This window comes from Sulfurimonas aquatica (assembly GCF_017357825.1).
Lineage (GTDB): Bacteria > Campylobacterota > Campylobacteria > Campylobacterales > Sulfurimonadaceae > Sulfurimonas > Sulfurimonas aquatica.
The window spans coordinates 1,154,977-1,170,139 of the sequence record NZ_CP046072.1; the positions used below are offsets into that span (position 1 = coordinate 1,154,977).

Consider the following 15,163-nt stretch of genomic DNA (forward strand, 5'->3'; position numbering starts at 1 on the left):
CACCTTCATTTTATAGCAAATATTCAAAAAATTTCCTTATAATGTTAGAAAAATTTAAAAGTAGAAGATATGCATAAAGAACTACAACTCAAACACTACTTTATTAGCTCTGACATTACAACTCTTAAAGAGAAAATGAGTAAGTACTACCCAGAGTATATACTCTACAGAGACAAAACAAATCCAGATTACGCTTTAAACGCAAAAAAGTTTATAGAGATTTGTAGTGACTTTAAAGAGAGTAATGCCTTTTTACATCAAGAGTATGAGCTGGCGTTTAAGTTAAATGCCACTGGCGTTCATCTCACTTCTACACAGTTTGAAGATATAAAAAAAGCAAAAGAGTTAGGACTAAAAGTCATAGTAAGTACGCATACTCATGAAGAGGTTTTAGAAGCTGAAGCTCTTGGAGCTGATTACGTTACATATAGTCCTATTTTCGCTTCTCCTGGAAAAGGTGAGCCAAAGGGGATAGAAGACTTGAAGTCATTACTAAAAAAATGCAATGTAAAAGTTTTTGCTCTTGGTGGAATTATAAATGAAGTGGAAGTAGAGCAGATAGCTAAAACCAAAAGTTATGGTTTTGCTTCTATAAGGTATTTCGATTAGAAAGTGTAAGTGTAGTTTATATGGTAGTTCCTTCCTTCTCTAAGTATCCCACCGTTTGTACGATAGTAATAACTTGGAAGTCTAACCTCTTCATCAAGTAGATTTTTCACACTGAGTCTGATTTTTGATGAGTCTGAGAATCTATAAGTGATAGTTTCATCTAAAATTTGATAATAATCTACTGTGGTACTCTTGGTTTCAAATGCATCATTTTGAAGTGTTTGTGAGTAGTACTGCCAAGTTGTACCAAAGGAGAGTTTACTAAAAGGAGTGTATACGTACATCGCTTTAAACATAAAGTTTGATATATCTGGCATATCTTGGTTAAATTCTGGAGTTATTACAATAACCTCTTGTCCATTTATTGTTTCTATATTGTCATCTATTGGATTAATATATTTTGCATCTATATATGAAGCATTAAGGTAGAGATTATGTGCTTTTTTTGTTCTAAAGAAGTACTCGAACTCAACTCCTTTGTTTGTTCGTGAATTCATATTTTGGTAACCCTCTGGAGTACTAAACGTAAGTTCATCAATATCGATAACATTGTAAAGCTCTGAATAGTATAGATTTAGAGAGAACTTATGGTTTAAGTTTGGAATGTAGGTCAAAGAAGCTTCATAGGTATTTGTCTCTTCTGGCTTTAAGTTTTCATCTCCAGCGCGGTAGCCTAAGTGACCATTTGTATAGGCCTCTGTGAAGGTCGGTGCTCTAAAAGCTGAGCCATAAAGTAGTTTTGCTATAAGTTTGTCGTTTGCTCTATAGACTAAACCTGCTCGTGAACTTAGTCTTGTATCTAAGTCTGAGTAGTCATCTACTCTAGCGCCAAGAACAAGATCAACACTGTCACTTAGAGCTATGAGGTCTTGAATATGAGCGTACAAAATAGTTCTCTGCGTTTTGCTAAAGATTTTTTTATTTGTAGGGTCTGTGCTTAGTGTTTGATAGTATGCAGGCTCCGGCCCTTTAAAATAGTTCAGTAAGGCATCAAAAGCATTGATACTTTTAAAGTAGTCTATGTTATCGATAATTTTATTTTCAATGCTACTAGAAAAGTCATTGGCAATTAAGTCAGTTTGTCTAGCACCGATACCAAAAGAGATACTGTTTGAAGCTACTTTAGGGAGTGTTAGTATCACATCCGCTTTAAGGTTTTGCTCCTCTTGGTAGTCAAAAACATAAAAAGCTTCGTTCATCGTTAATCCAAAACTGGCAAATTGTGCGGCAAAATTAGTAGGGTCAGGGTCTAGATAGCCTTTGATATCTGATACTCTATTTGAGTAACCAAATTTTGTCTCAAGTTTGTAATTTTGAATATTTGTCTTGTATGAGAGTTGTGAAAGAAGGTAGGTATCTTTATGTCCTCTGTCTTGATTAGGGTATATATCACCTTTTAGAGAGTAGAAGTTACCATAGTGACTACTTTTATATCTTGTTAAAAACTCAAAACCACCATTTTTTGCCTTAAAACCAAGGGAAAGGTTTTCCATAGTCTCATCAGTTGTGTCTCCATCGGGATCGCTCAGAGTTTTATCGTTTTGTGCATAGTAAGCATCACTCATTATGCTCCAATCTCCAACTTGAGTGTTGAGATTTCCACCTGTATTCATGTTTTTATAACTTCCGCCACCCCAATAGAACTTATTGGTATTGCTATTTTTACCTAGCTTTGTGATGATATTTACTGCACCATAAAATGCACCAGCACCATAAACAGTCGAAGCAGGTCCACGGAGTATCTCTATCTTCTCTACAAGATCAAGTGGAAAGTCCATGTAAAAGCCACTTGTTCCAGAGGCTTCGTTATTTATAGCTACTCCATCTATAAGTACTTTTATCTTGTCAGATATAAATGAGTTTGGATTTTTAAAACCACGGATATTTGTTATTGGTTTTCCCAGTTGAGCCATTTGCATCTGGATTCCAGGGAGCATGCCAAGAGCTTCGCCAATATTTAAAACACCACCATCTACAAAGGTCTGTGCATCTATAACCGTTACAACAGAAGGTAAATAGTCAACATTTAGTGATTTTTTCGTGGCAATATTACTTGCTTCATTTAACAAAGATTCAAAATCTTCCATCATTGCAGAATCTCCACTAGCAAAGAGTAGTGGGGAAGTCAGAATAGATGTTATAAATAGTTTTTTCATATATTAAGTCCGTGTTTAAATTTAGTTAGTATATATATGATACAATTTATAGGGTTATATTAACTTTAATCTTATAATTTTAACTTATGAAGAGATATTGAAATGCTGAGTTTTTTACGCTGTATATTACTTTTTTCATTGTTAATGGGTGCACCTGTAAGGGCCTCTTATTATGATGAAGATATATTAGATATATATGCAAAAATTTTACCCCGTTTTGTATTAATGACTAAGCAAGAAAATATAGAACAGAAAAAGATTACAATCTGTTTAGTACATGAAAAACTTGACCGAACAAATGCTAAAGCTTTTGTGAAAAAAGTTAACAATATCTATCCTGATGGAATAAAAAAATACCCAATAGAATTTAACTACACATTTTACTCTCATATTCAAGGTTGTGAAAATACAAACCTAATTTTTTTATTTTCTACTAGAGGTGAAAACCTTGAAGAGGTGGTAGAGTTCGCTAAAAAGAAAAAAATATTAACTGCATCATATGATGAAGAAATGATTAAATATGCTGCTGACTTTTCTCTATTTTTAGGAAGAAAAATAGTCCCTTATATAAATATGGACTCCATTATGGAAAAAGAGATTAAGCTCAACAATGTCTTACTCCAAATATCAAAAATATACTCAAAGAGGCATGACTAATGTTTAAGTTTGAGTATAAAATTATTATTAGTATTATTGTCTTTACACTATTTATAGTTGGGGCTCAGCGTTACCAGACTTCTCAAAGTATCATGAGTCAGTTTATGCAGGCAAAAAAAGAGAAAAATGAACTTTTAATTACTACTGTAGTGCCAATAGTCAGTTTAAATCTTTCCCTTGGTTTGGATGATGCCTATAAAGAGTATCTAAAGAAAATCACCACTCAAAATAGCTATATAGAATCTATTCGACTTGTAGATATGAATGAGAGGCTTATCTATCTCTACGAGAGAAATGCGGAGACTCTTTGGAATAAAGATGGTATGAGTTACGCTCATGCAAATGTGATTGATAATCTTACAGGCGATAAACTTGCAAAGATAGAATTTTTATTTTCTAGTAAAGATTATGAAGAGATAGTGGAGAAAAACACAAGTGTAAGTATTGAGATTTTACTAGCTACTCTAGTTCTCTTGGGTACTTTTATATTTTTAGTTAAACGCGAGTTTAGGCATCTCAAAAAGTTATTGAAAAATGTTTTAAAATACAGTCCTAAGGAAAATAACTTTCCACTGCAAAAATCTAATCATTCTGATGAGTTTGGATTAATACAAAATGCAATTATCTCCATGGTATTAAAAATAAATAGCTACTCTCAAGAGCTAGACATGTTAAACAGATCCTTAGAAGAGAAGGTGGAAACTAGAACTAAAGAGTTAGAAAAAGAGAAAGATAGAGTAGATGAATTACTCAAAATCAAATCAAAATTTATAGCAAATATCTCGCATGAGATTAGAACTCCGATAAACGCCATTATAGGCATGACGCATCTTGTAAGCGAGACTGATTTAGATAATAAACAGAGAAGTTTTGTAGACAAAATAGAATCAGCATCTAAGAGTCTCCTTAGCATTATCAATGATATATTAGACATCTCTAAGATTGAAGCTCAAAAGTTACATATAGAGAGTATTGATTTTGATATGAATGAACTTCTCTTAAGTGTGAGAGATATCATAGAGTACAAGGCTCAAGAAAAAGAGCTGGCGTTTGATATAGTTTATGAATCGCAAGAGTCTTACTATAGTGGAGATGCATTGAGAATCTCACAAGTCCTTTTAAATCTTTTAAATAACGCCATAAAATTTACACAGAGTGGCTCAGTGAGTTTAAGGGTTGAAGAGTTAGAAGACTCTATAGTAAGTTTTCGCATCAAAGATAGTGGCATAGGTTTAAATCAAGAAGATATAGAGACTCTGTTTAAGCCCTTTACTCAAGCAGATGATAGTACTACAAGAAAGTATGGTGGAACGGGACTTGGACTTAGTATATCAAAAGAGCTAGTAGAGTTGATGGGTGGTAAAATGGATGTTGTAAGTAAGGTAGATGAGGGAAGTGAGTTTAGCTTTGTCATAAAACTACAAAAAGTTAAAAAGCCTTCAGTGCAAAAGAGAAGAGTTGCAAAAAAAGAGCACTTAGAGTTGAGTGCTAAAGAGAAGTTGTCTTCAAGTAAAAGGGATGAACTTTTTACTCAGTTATACGAAGCCGCTAAGAGCATGTTTCCAAAAGCATGTGAACCACTCATAAATGAGATAGAAAAGTATAAACTCTCTGAGGATGATGAAGAGTTCTATAAAAAAATAAAGGGACTTTTTAGGAGATATAAACTTAAAGAGATAGTAGTACTAATGGAGGGATATCTATGAAGAAAAAGATACTGGTTGTAGATGACACGGCTGAGAATGTTGATATTTTAGTAGAATTGCTCTCTAAGAAATATGATGTGATGGCTACATTGGAGTCTACGATGGCTATAGAGATGGTAAAAGAGAATAAACCGGACCTTATACTACTAGATATTATGATGCCAGAAATAGATGGCTATGAGGTCTGTAGAAGATTAAAGCTTGATAAGAAAACAAAAAAAATACCTATTATATTTATTACGGCTAAAGCAGATGAAGAGAGTATTGAAAAAGCCTTTGATGCTGGTGGGTCTGACTATGTAACGAAACCATTTAAACCAAAAGAGTTACTTGCAAGAGTGAGCAAAGAGTTAAAGGCTCAAAAGCTTATCAACCAGTTAGAAGCTTCAAAAAAAGAGTTAGAGCTACTCTCATCGACTGACTATATGACAAAACTTTACAATAGAAGGTATTTTATTGAAACAGCAAATAGTTGCTTTGATTTGGCCAAGAGAAACAGTACGCCTTTATCTCTAGTTATGCTAGATATTGATAATTTTAAACAGATAAATGATACCTATGGACATAAAGTAGGGGATGATGTTATTATTACTTTAGCATCGATTATGATAGATGTAACACGAAAAAGTGACATCGTCTGTAGATGGGGTGGTGAAGAGTTCCTTATACTATTTCCCCAAACAAGTATAGAAGGCACACTAGAAATATCTAATAAGATTAGGCAAAGTGTAGAAGCTTTTGCACTAAGAGTTAGTAAGAGGAAAAAGATATACTTTACTATAAGTCTAGGTGTATGTGGTGTTGATTTTAATTGGGATAGGGATATTGAGTCTTGTATCTCAAAAGCAGATGATGCTCTTTATGCAGCAAAAAGAAATGGGAAAAATTGTGTTATTTCTTGTAAGGACTCTAACTTAACTTGCCAGCTAGATAACCACTAGCAAAGCTCCACTGGAGGTTATACCCACCACATGGCCCATCAAGGTTCATTACCTCTCCACAAAAGTAGAGACCATTTACTAGCTTACTCTGCATAGTCTTTGGGTTTATATCTTTAAGACTTACTCCACCTCGCGTTATCATTGCCATTTTAAAACCATCATGTCCTGTAACACTCAGTGGTGTCCATGCCAAAAGAGATATGAGTTTTGCTTTTTTTGCACCATCTATTTTTTTATACGTTAACTCCAAGTCAATATCGGCTAACTTACATATTTCACTTGAGAGCGCGGTTGGAAGAAGCGTAGAGACAAGTTCAACTATGCTTTGAGCTGGATTTTTTTGGTACTCGTTTTGTAGTTCGGTTTTTATCTGCTCCTCATTTCTTCCTTTAGTGAGGTTGAGTAGAAGTGGAACTTCCTCATACTTTTTAAGTAGTGGCGTTACCTCTCTAGCAAAATCAAGAACAACGGGCCCACGGATGCCGTTTTTTGTAAAGATAAGGTCGCCATTTGCTCTAAGTTTTTTATGCTTTTTAAGATTAACTCTGAGCTCAACCTTTGCAATAGTATCAGCTCTACAATTAGCAACCCAATCTTCTTTTGTTTGTAGGGGCATCATGGCGGGACTTAAGTCAGTTATCTTGTGACCGAGTTCACCCGCAAGGGTATAGCCATCACCCTCTGCTCCTAGAGTTGGATAACCAAGTCCTCCGGTTGCCACTATCACATTTTTTGCGTAAAATGTGTCCGTAGTTGTTTTTACACCACTTATATGCTCCCCATCGATGAGTAGTCTTGTAACTTTTTGCTCACATAAAATCTCAATGCCTAATCTTTTCATCTCATCATCAAATCCTGAAATGATAGTAGCGGAGGAGTGTGAAGTGGGAAAGACTCTAAAGCCATCTGGAGCATGCGTTTCAACGCCAATCTCTCCTAGAAACTTTATGAGTTCCTTGTGATCAAATGCCAAAAGTGCGTCTTGCATAAAACGACCATCTCTACCAAAACGAGCCATAAACTCTTCGTTACTAAGAGTATTGGTAAGGTTACATCTTCCTCCACCAGTCGCTTTTAACTTTGAGGCTATTTTAGGCAACTTTTCAAGGAGTAAAACTCGTTTAGAGTTTCTAGCGGCAACTATGGCAGCTATAATTCCCGCTCCACCAGATCCTATAACTATGAGGTCGTATTGGTTCTCTTTCATGATGATATTGTAGTATAATTCGCCTAAAAAAATATAGGTAAATGATGAGTCAAACATTTTATGGTGATAGAGAGAAGTGTTACAAGTGCTATAGGCCCAAAAGCTCATGTATGTGTAAGCACTTTGAAAACATAAAGACTCAGACAAAGTTTGTCGTGCTCATGCACCCTAAAGAGTTTAAAAAAGTCAAAAACAACACTGGGCACTTTACCCATCAAACGCTAGAAAATTCCGAACTATTTATAGGCATAGATTTTAGCGATAACGCAAGAATAAATGAGATAATTAAGAGTCATGATAGTTACATACTTTTTCCATCAGACAATGCGCTTAATCTAAGTGAGACAAATCCAAAAAAAAGTGATAAAGAGTTAGCTATCTTCATCATTGACTCAACTTGGGCATGTACTACGAAGATGTTTACCTTGAGTAAAAACTTACAAGCACTTAAGCATATGAGTTTTACAACTTCTAAAAGCTCTCAGTATAAGATAAAGGTGCAACCAGAAGATTATTGTCTCTCTACCATTGAGTCTACCTTAGTAGTGCTAGAAGAGTTGAACAGGTGGAGTGTAGAGTCTGTAAAAGAGTCTCAGATAGATGGTTTTTTAAAACCATTTGAGGAGATGATAGCATATCAGCAAAAGCTGATAGAAAACCCTCTCTCAAACGCAGTAAGGTTTAAAAGAGGTCGATAGTGTTTTGTCATTGACTACTTATTAAACATTATAGAGCCTAGTCTTACCATATTCGATCCACACTCGATTGCAAGTTCAAAGTCATTACTCATACCCATAGAACATATAGTGGCGCTTGGAAGTTGTTTGTAGATCTCATAGGTAGTTTCAAAACTTTTTTTGATGAGCTCTTTATCTTCTGAGTGCGCTCCGATGCTCATAACGCCTTTTAGTTTTATATTTGGACACTCTTTCGTTATCTTCTTATACATAGACAAAGCTTCTTCGGGCATAAAACCATGCTTAGAGTCCTCTTTAGCTGAGTTTATCTGCATGAGACAACTAAGAGTCATACCTTTTGCTAGAAGTTTTTTTTGAAGTTCCTCAGCTAACTCAAGAGAGTCAAGAGCTTGAAATAGAGTAGGGCGAATGTCTAAAAGGTTATTTATCTTATTTTTTTGAAGGTTACCTATGAAGTGCCACTCAAGAGGTAACTCCTCTAGTGCTTCACTCTTTGCTTTTAAGTCTTGAACCTTGTTCTCGCCATAAGCACGTTGACCTATCTCATAAAGAGTTTCTATCTCTTGAGCTGTTGAGTACTTACTTACCGCGATGATTTTTACTATGTGATGTCCACTTACTCTTAGTCTAGCAGTTTCAACTCTTCTTATTACACTATCTATATATATTTTATGTTCTATCTCTGTCATATTTATTACCCGATTTACCTATTTATATTGTATAAAAGATCTAAAATAATACCTAATGCTATAAGGATTATATAGATTAAAAAAAGAATTATATCGGATTGTTTTTAATATCAGTAATGAAGATGAGACATATTAATATAAAATTATATACTTAGAAGATAGTGTGAAAATTTCTCGGGGCATGAGTTGCCCTGAGAGTTTAAAATTAAGCTCTTTCTAAAAAGAGTCTATATCCATTTGTTTCGTGTGAAGGAACAACTTGCGTTAATCTCCACCCATCTTTATATAAAGATGTAAGAGTCGTTTTTGAATCTTGCATTTTAGCCACTACGTCTATGGCACCGTCATTTTTTGCTTGCTTTTTAATATCTGAGATTTGGATTAGTTCAGAGTCTTCATTGTATAGAACGGCGCAAAAGTATATTTTAATTTCCATTTTGTAAATCCTTAGTTTTTTTTAAACAATTTAGTACTGTTTAGTGGGATGATTATATCCAAGATTTTAAGATAATATCTTTAATAAATTATATTAAATTTAGCCCATCAAACGATTTACGTCATTAAAGAGTCCAAGGCCCATAAGCCCGAATAAAATCACCCATCCAGCTATAGTAAGTTTTATGATAATAGCTTCACTCGCTTCTCGTCTAAATATGAGTTCATAAACGTTAAACATAATATGCCCACCATCAAGCGCTGGAATGGGAAGCAGGTTTAAAACGCCAAGGTTTACAGATATGAGCGCTGCAAAAAACAAAACGCTCATCCATCCAGAGTCTGTAGCGTCTGAGGTAAGCTTGACTATGCTTATAACGCCACCTAACTCTTTAGCGGGAACTTCGCCAAATAGAAGTTTTTTAACACCCGTAAATATCATAGTCGAAGCAAATATAGTCTGCTCGGTCGCATAAGAGAATGTCTCGCTGACGCTTAACTCTAGTGGGTGTGTAACGCCAGCTGAGCCTATTCCTATCATTTTCTTATAAATAGTCTCACCAAACATATTTTTAGATTCACGTAGTTTTGGCGTTAGGAGTTTATACTCTATAAAACCATCTCTGATGATCTCAAGGTTAAGAGTTCCCTCAGATGAAGCAATCATATCTGCCATCTCTTTCCACTCGGTTATCTTAACGCCATCTATAGAGCTTATAGTGTCGTTTGTCTCTAGTCCCGCTATAAATGCGGGAGAGTCTTTAAGAACTTGCCCTATAACGGGTGAGAGAACGTTTGGCGAGCCAAGAGCTATGAAGAAGTAGAGTATAAACGCGAGAATGAAGTTAGCACCAGGACCAGCCAGAAGTATAAATATCTTCTGTAGTGGTGTTTTAGTGTTGTAGCTATCTTCATCATAACTTTTTTTCGTTGGATCGCTGTCATCTTGGCCTTTCATCCTAACATAACCACCAAGGGGAATGGCAGAGATACTCCACTCTGTATCAAACTTTCTAAATGAGAAGAGTTTTTTTCCAAACCCTATACTAAAGACCTCTACGTAAACACCCATATATCGAGCAGCAAGATAGTGGCCAAGTTCGTGAAAAAATATAAGTCCGCTTAGGACTAAAAGAGAGACAATCATTCCCATTAGTTTTTCTCCTTTAAAAGAGCGTTTTTAAAGCCCCAAAGATACTCAAATCCAGAGTAAAGCGTAAGAAATACTGCAAACCATAAAAGCTCAGTGCCTAAAGGCCAGTGCATAAGTAAAAAGCCTATGGCTATCATCTGTGCCACAGTTTTTACTTTTCCAGCCCATGAGGCTTTTACGCTTAAGCCTTCACTCACGGCAACTGTACGAATGCCAGTGATGAAAAGCTCACGAACAATGATGATGTAGATAGCCCAAGCCGAAGCTTCTCCTATCATCATAAGACCAAGAAATGCGGCTAGTGTAAGCATCTTGTCAGCTAATGGGTCTAAGATGGCTCCAAGCATTGTCATCTGGTTCCACTCTCTTGCGATATAGCCATCAAAAAAATCAGTAGCAGAAGCCAAAACAAAAAGCAGCGAAGCAAAGTAGTAGTTCCATGTTATGTGAAATCCATTATCTGTAAAAAGCTGCGGATTTAAGATAATCCAGAACATTAATGGAGCTAGTAAAATTCTAAGTGAAGCCAAAAAATTTGGTAAGTTTAGCAAAAAATATCCTTGCGTTTATAGTTAGGGAATTTTAGCTTTTTGGCTCTTAATATAGGCTTGGTCTATTAGAATAATAGTGTATAATTGTTCTATGAAAAAAAGGCTGGAAATTTTCTTTATCCTTGTTATTGTTGTCGCTTTAGCCATTTTAATAAATAACTTTTACAAGAGTTATAGTTTTAAAAATAGTGATATCCCACAAAGCTATAAAGAGAGAATAAAAGATAAAGAACAAGAAGTACTAAGGAATATGCAAAGTGCTTATGGTTTTACAGTACGGTTTCCTCTTGAAGTGACTGATAAGTTTAGGGGAAGACTCTATGGAGTTACCTCATATGATAAAGGGGATATAAAAATCTATCTTAACAAAAAGGTTATGCAAGAGAGTATGGACTATAGAGATACACCTGTAAGTTTTTTATTATTGTACTTCATAGATTCCTAGGATTATATATGGTTGTGTAGTTTAATATGGGTTTGTTTATCATTGATGAAAATGTAGCAGATTCTAGGTATAATATTTCATGTTTATAAAGAAATTAGAGTTTATATTTGCGAGTGTTATTCTTCTTGCAATGTCTGTTCTTGGATTGAATTACTATAAGAGTTATGCATTTAAAAATAATGATTTACCCGAAAGTTATAAAAAACATATAGAAATGAAAGAAAAAGAAGTCCTTTCCAATATGCAAAAGCATTACGGATTTACCTTAGATATTCCGTTGATTGTTACAGATAAGTTTCAAGGAAGACTTTACGGTCTTACTTCGTATAAAAATGGTCAGATAAAAATTTACCTTAATAAAAAAGTGATGAAAGAAAGTATGGAATATATTTTGGGGACTGTAATAGCACATGAATATGCTCATGCTATGATGTTTCAGCAAGGTTATATGCATACGAAAGACGATGGACACTCATCGCTTTGGCAAAAGACTTGTGTAAAACTAGGTGGTGAAGATTGTCAACAATATGTTGATCAACAAGAGATTATAATGTCCAAAATGCCGTTTTAAAATGGCACAGAAAAATTATAAAACAATCTTCTATTAAAGTCATAGGGTTTTAGGGTTTAAGTATGAACAAAATGGTTCAATTAATTTAATACACTTCATCGTGTGAACCTATTTCTATTGGAATAATTTCTTTTTCTGTGATAATGAGTTCAAGAGTGATGCGGTAGCTGATATTAATCGAGATCGAATGAAGATCTGAAAGTTTTCCAGTAAGTTTGTGCAACCTTAAGGATGGGTGGTGAGGATTTGCTTCGAGAAGTCTAATTGTCTTTTCATACTGAGAAAGTAGCTCAGGATGCTTCTTGATAAATTTTCGTATACGCTTTTCATATTGCTCTGTAAAGATTAACTTATAAGTCATCGTGAAGTGCCTTGATGTGCTCATCGGCAGTTAATATTTTTGCTTTTCCCTCTTTTATCTCTTTATGTGTCTCCATCAATGCAGCTTCAAGTTCACATTCTCTAAGATAATTATAGTGTTCTAAATTCATTACGACATATTTAGATTTCCCACGTACACTAATAATCGCTTCATCATCTTGCTTAAGTGCCTCATCTAGAAGTGTGACACCTCTTGTTTTAAGGTCATTTGCCATAATAGTCATAAAATAGTCCTTTTAATAGTATTGTTAAAAGTATTATAACACATATTGTTAATTCTTTACAATTCTTCATGTATATGTCATAAATAGTAACTCTAACAAAAAGGATTTATTATGTATGTAGGATATGCAAGAGTTTCAACTTCAAGCCAAAATCTTGAGAATCAAATTGATCAACTTAAAGATGCTGGCTGTGTAAAGATTTTCTCTGAAAAAAAATCTGGTAAAAATAAAGCTGATCGTCAAGAGTTTAATATAATGATGGATTTCGTTCGAGAAGGAGATATACTTTTTATCACAAAGCTTGATAGATTAGCAAGGTCTGTAATAGACCTTCAGAATATTGCAGAGTTTGAGAGAGATCTTATTAACGAGCGAGTTAGAGAAGGAATTGAAGCTGCAAAGAAAAAAGGAGTTCAATTTGGAAGAAAAGCTATTCTAGATAGCAAAGAGAAAAATGTCATATATAAAGAACATGAAAAAGGAAAGTCTGTAGCATGGCTATCAAAATTCTTCCATGTTGCTCGTAATACAATCTATAGAGCTATTAAAGATGTAGCTAAAAAGAAATAGTCAATTTGAATGCTTCATAATGTTCCAAAATTCAATGCTATTTGGAACAATACTCCCGTTACTGATAATTGTTCCAAATATAAGAGTTTTATTCTGTAGCTAAAATATAACTATAAAATCACAATTACATCATATTGATTTGATATACTTATACAAACTAAATAAACCACTAAGTTTGTCACAAGGATTATTCATGGGCTATGCAGAGTACTTTAAGTTGCAATCTCTAGTTGAGATTCAGACAATAACGAATGTCTACAAATAGTATTTATAATCCCAAGGGCATCGTAATCGAATCTGAATACATACTTTTACAAAAACAACTAGAACACGAGATTCAAAAACGCGAAGAGGCTCAAAAGCTTTTAGAAGAAAAGAATCTTGAGTTGCAAAGAGTAAACGAAGAGTTGTCAAGTTGCCGATATTCCGCCTCGCAAGAGTTTCTAGATAACCTTCAACTACTTAACGAATACAAAAAAGCGATAGATTACAGTACCCTAGTCTCAATAACGGATAAAAAAGGTATTATTACTTACGCTAACGATGCCTTCGTCAAGCTCTCAGGTTATTCTAAAGAGGAACTTCTGGGTAGTCCGCATAATATAATCCGTCATCCTTCTAGTCCTCCAGAACAATTCAAGTCCATGTGGGAGACTCTATTTCAGAAGCGAGCATGGCATGGCGTTCTTAAGAATCTTTCTAAAGATAAGGAAACATATTATGTCGACACCACGATAACCCCCATTCTCGATAAAACGGGAGAGATTGAAAAGTTCATGGCGATTCGTCAGGATGTCACAGAGCTAGTTGAAGCTACACAAATTATAGAAGATGAAAGAAATCGGACAACTGCCATTATGAATGAGCAGGAAGGAATCGTCCTTTTAAGTTCAAACGAAAAAGACGTCACTTTTATAAATCAGACTTTTTTTGACACTTTTCCTTTTGACGACCTTAATGATTTCAAAACAAAGCACTCTTCCATCAGCGAGCTCTTTTTGAAGGATAATGGATGCCTTTTTAATAGTGATATTCATGATGATTGGACTAATCCGATGTTTGACTTTCCAAATGGACTGCATATAGTATGTATGATGGACCGAAAGAATGAGAAAAAGTTTTTTTCAGTACAAGCCAAAAAAGTCCTCCTTGACAAAAGTCACTTCTTCCTCTTTAGTTTTACGGATATTACCAAGATAAAGTTGATGGAACAAGAGCTTGAAACTTTAAATTCATCGTTAAAAGAACGGGTGATTAAAGAGGTAGCTAAAAACAAAGAAAAGACTAATCACATGCTACAACAGTCTCGATTGGCCCAGATTGGAGAGATGCTCTCCATGATAGCCCATCAGTGGAGACAGCCGCTCGCTTCTATCTCTTCCATTACTGGAACTTTAAGCTTAGATATAATGATGGATAACTATAAAAAAGAGTTCTTTGAAGAGCGCCTCGAGTCCATTAATAGCCTCACCCAGCACCTTTCTTCAACTATTGATGATTTTCGTGACTTTTTTAAAGCCAAGAAGGAAACTGAAGAAACTACCTTAGATAACATTCTCAATTCTAGTCTTGCTATCATAAGTCCCGTATTTGAATCGAAGAATATAACTGTTGAGCATACATCATCACATCCTGAGATTATATTGAATACCTATGTGAACGAGCTCAGACAAATTATTTTAAATATTATGAAAAATGCCGAAGATGTGTTACTAGAACGGAAGGTTCCAAATGCGAAAATATGGATATACTGCTATAAGGATGACAATTATGCGACTTTTAGTATCGAAGATAATGCTGGAGGAATTCCCGAAGAACATATTCCAAAGATATTCGATCCCTATTTTAGTACTAAACACGAAAAAGATGGTACGGGCTTAGGGCTTTATATGTCTAAGACCATCATAGAAGAGCATTGTAAAGGTAAATTATCTGTTAGCAATACTGAAAATGGAGCGAAATTTATTATTCAGCTGCCAATCTAAGGTATTAATACACTTATCATATTGAATGAGTAATTTCAATCCAGCTAGGCGAATAACCAATCCAAAGACTTACTGGGGACCGTTCAAAAATCTGTGTCAATCGGGTAAAATAAAACTTACTCTATACCGAACCTGTATGTTTTGGAACTTTCTCTAAGTTTAAAACTCAATTGTTGAACTATGAT

The 15,163-nt window shown here is 34.7% G+C and carries 17 protein-coding genes; 9 read left to right on the plus strand and 8 right to left on the minus strand.

What is annotated here, in order from left to right:
* Positions 1 to 69 precede the first annotated feature (69 nt).
* Entirely contained in the window at positions 70 to 609 is a 540-nt protein-coding gene (locus GJV85_RS05585) for a thiamine phosphate synthase (protein ID WP_207562880.1), read from the plus strand.
* Here the strand turns inward: GJV85_RS05585 and GJV85_RS05590 are convergent.
* Positions 606 to 2,765: a TonB-dependent receptor plug domain-containing protein gene (locus GJV85_RS05590; RefSeq protein ID WP_207562881.1), complete on the minus strand. Its 2,160-nt coding sequence runs from the start codon at positions 2,763 to 2,765 to the stop codon at positions 606 to 608. The genes GJV85_RS05585 and GJV85_RS05590 overlap by 4 nt on opposite strands.
* A gap of 102 nt (positions 2,766 to 2,867) precedes the next feature.
* On the opposite strand from GJV85_RS05590, the gene GJV85_RS05595 reads away from it, so the two are divergent.
* Genes GJV85_RS05595 through GJV85_RS05605 form a run of 3 tightly spaced genes read left to right on the plus strand, consistent with a single transcriptional unit; the run spans position 2,868 to position 6,069 of the window.
* Positions 2,868 to 3,422: a YfiR/HmsC family protein gene (locus GJV85_RS05595; RefSeq protein WP_207562882.1), complete on the plus strand. Its 555-nt coding sequence runs from the start codon at positions 2,868 to 2,870 to the stop codon at positions 3,420 to 3,422.
* Positions 3,422 to 5,128, plus strand: coding sequence for a sensor histidine kinase (locus tag GJV85_RS05600; RefSeq protein ID WP_207562883.1), 1,707 nt, complete (start codon positions 3,422 to 3,424; stop codon positions 5,126 to 5,128). The genes GJV85_RS05595 and GJV85_RS05600 overlap by 1 nt, the downstream gene beginning before the upstream one ends.
* Positions 5,125 to 6,069, plus strand: coding sequence for a GGDEF domain-containing response regulator (locus tag GJV85_RS05605; RefSeq protein ID WP_207562884.1), 945 nt, complete (start codon positions 5,125 to 5,127; stop codon positions 6,067 to 6,069). The genes GJV85_RS05600 and GJV85_RS05605 overlap by 4 nt, the downstream gene beginning before the upstream one ends.
* Here GJV85_RS05605 and GJV85_RS05610 read toward each other — a convergent pair.
* Positions 6,038 to 7,276 carry a BaiN/RdsA family NAD(P)/FAD-dependent oxidoreductase gene (locus tag GJV85_RS05610; protein WP_207563144.1) on the minus strand — a complete coding sequence of 413 codons (1,239 nt, stop codon included), beginning with the start codon at positions 7,274 to 7,276 and terminating at the stop codon, positions 6,038 to 6,040. The genes GJV85_RS05605 and GJV85_RS05610 overlap by 32 nt on opposite strands.
* 44 nt (positions 7,277 to 7,320) lie before the next feature.
* Between GJV85_RS05610 and GJV85_RS05615 the strand changes: the two genes are divergently transcribed.
* Positions 7,321 to 7,974 carry a tRNA-uridine aminocarboxypropyltransferase gene (locus tag GJV85_RS05615; RefSeq protein ID WP_207562885.1) on the plus strand — a complete coding sequence of 218 codons (654 nt, stop codon included), beginning with the start codon at positions 7,321 to 7,323 and terminating at the stop codon, positions 7,972 to 7,974.
* 14 nt (positions 7,975 to 7,988) lie between these two features.
* Here GJV85_RS05615 and GJV85_RS05620 read toward each other — a convergent pair whose 3' ends face one another.
* From GJV85_RS05620 to pgsA, 4 genes are all read right to left on the minus strand, one after another.
* Positions 7,989 to 8,663: a YggS family pyridoxal phosphate-dependent enzyme gene (locus tag GJV85_RS05620; protein WP_207562886.1), complete on the minus strand. Its 675-nt coding sequence runs from the start codon at positions 8,661 to 8,663 to the stop codon at positions 7,989 to 7,991.
* Positions 8,664 to 8,868: 205 nt separating this feature from the next.
* Complete coding sequence (locus GJV85_RS05625) at positions 8,869 to 9,099, minus strand: hypothetical protein (protein WP_207562887.1); 231 nt, start codon at positions 9,097 to 9,099, stop codon at positions 8,869 to 8,871.
* Positions 9,100 to 9,198: 99 nt separating this feature from the next.
* Positions 9,199 to 10,251, minus strand: coding sequence for an RIP metalloprotease RseP (gene rseP / locus GJV85_RS05630; RefSeq protein WP_207562888.1), 1,053 nt, complete (start codon positions 10,249 to 10,251; stop codon positions 9,199 to 9,201).
* Positions 10,251 to 10,802, minus strand: a complete 552-nt coding sequence (gene pgsA / locus GJV85_RS05635) for a CDP-diacylglycerol--glycerol-3-phosphate 3-phosphatidyltransferase (protein WP_207562889.1) — start codon at positions 10,800 to 10,802, stop codon at positions 10,251 to 10,253. Before pgsA ends, rseP begins: the two co-directional genes overlap by 1 nt.
* Before the next feature lie 91 nt (positions 10,803 to 10,893).
* Between pgsA and GJV85_RS05640 the strand changes: the two genes are divergently transcribed.
* Positions 10,894 to 11,247, plus strand: a complete 354-nt coding sequence (locus GJV85_RS05640; protein WP_207562890.1) for a hypothetical protein — start codon at positions 10,894 to 10,896, stop codon at positions 11,245 to 11,247.
* Positions 11,248 to 11,326: 79 nt separating this feature from the next.
* Positions 11,327 to 11,818 (plus strand): SprT-like domain-containing protein, encoded by a 492-nt coding sequence (locus GJV85_RS05645; protein ID WP_207562891.1) that lies wholly within the window; start codon positions 11,327 to 11,329, stop codon positions 11,816 to 11,818.
* Positions 11,819 to 11,903: 85 nt separating this feature from the next.
* Here GJV85_RS05645 and GJV85_RS05650 read toward each other — a convergent pair whose 3' ends face one another.
* Positions 11,904 to 12,179: a type II toxin-antitoxin system RelE/ParE family toxin gene (locus tag GJV85_RS05650; protein ID WP_207562892.1), complete on the minus strand. Its 276-nt coding sequence runs from the start codon at positions 12,177 to 12,179 to the stop codon at positions 11,904 to 11,906.
* Positions 12,169 to 12,423 carry a prevent-host-death protein gene (locus tag GJV85_RS05655; protein WP_207562893.1) on the minus strand — a complete coding sequence of 85 codons (255 nt, stop codon included), beginning with the start codon at positions 12,421 to 12,423 and terminating at the stop codon, positions 12,169 to 12,171. The genes GJV85_RS05650 and GJV85_RS05655 overlap by 11 nt, the downstream gene beginning before the upstream one ends.
* Positions 12,424 to 12,534: 111 nt before the next feature.
* On the opposite strand from GJV85_RS05655, the gene GJV85_RS05660 reads away from it, so the two are divergent.
* Together GJV85_RS05660 and GJV85_RS05665 are read left to right on the plus strand one after the other, a co-directional pair.
* The gene (locus GJV85_RS05660; RefSeq protein WP_207562894.1) at positions 12,535 to 12,993 is read left to right on the plus strand and encodes a recombinase family protein; all 459 of its coding nucleotides are present in this window, start codon (positions 12,535 to 12,537) and stop codon (positions 12,991 to 12,993) included.
* A gap of 251 nt (positions 12,994 to 13,244) precedes the next feature.
* The gene (locus tag GJV85_RS05665) at positions 13,245 to 14,978 is read left to right on the plus strand and encodes a PAS domain-containing sensor histidine kinase (RefSeq protein WP_242689846.1); all 1,734 of its coding nucleotides are present in this window, start codon (positions 13,245 to 13,247) and stop codon (positions 14,976 to 14,978) included.
* The last annotated feature ends 185 nt before the right edge of the window (positions 14,979 to 15,163 follow it).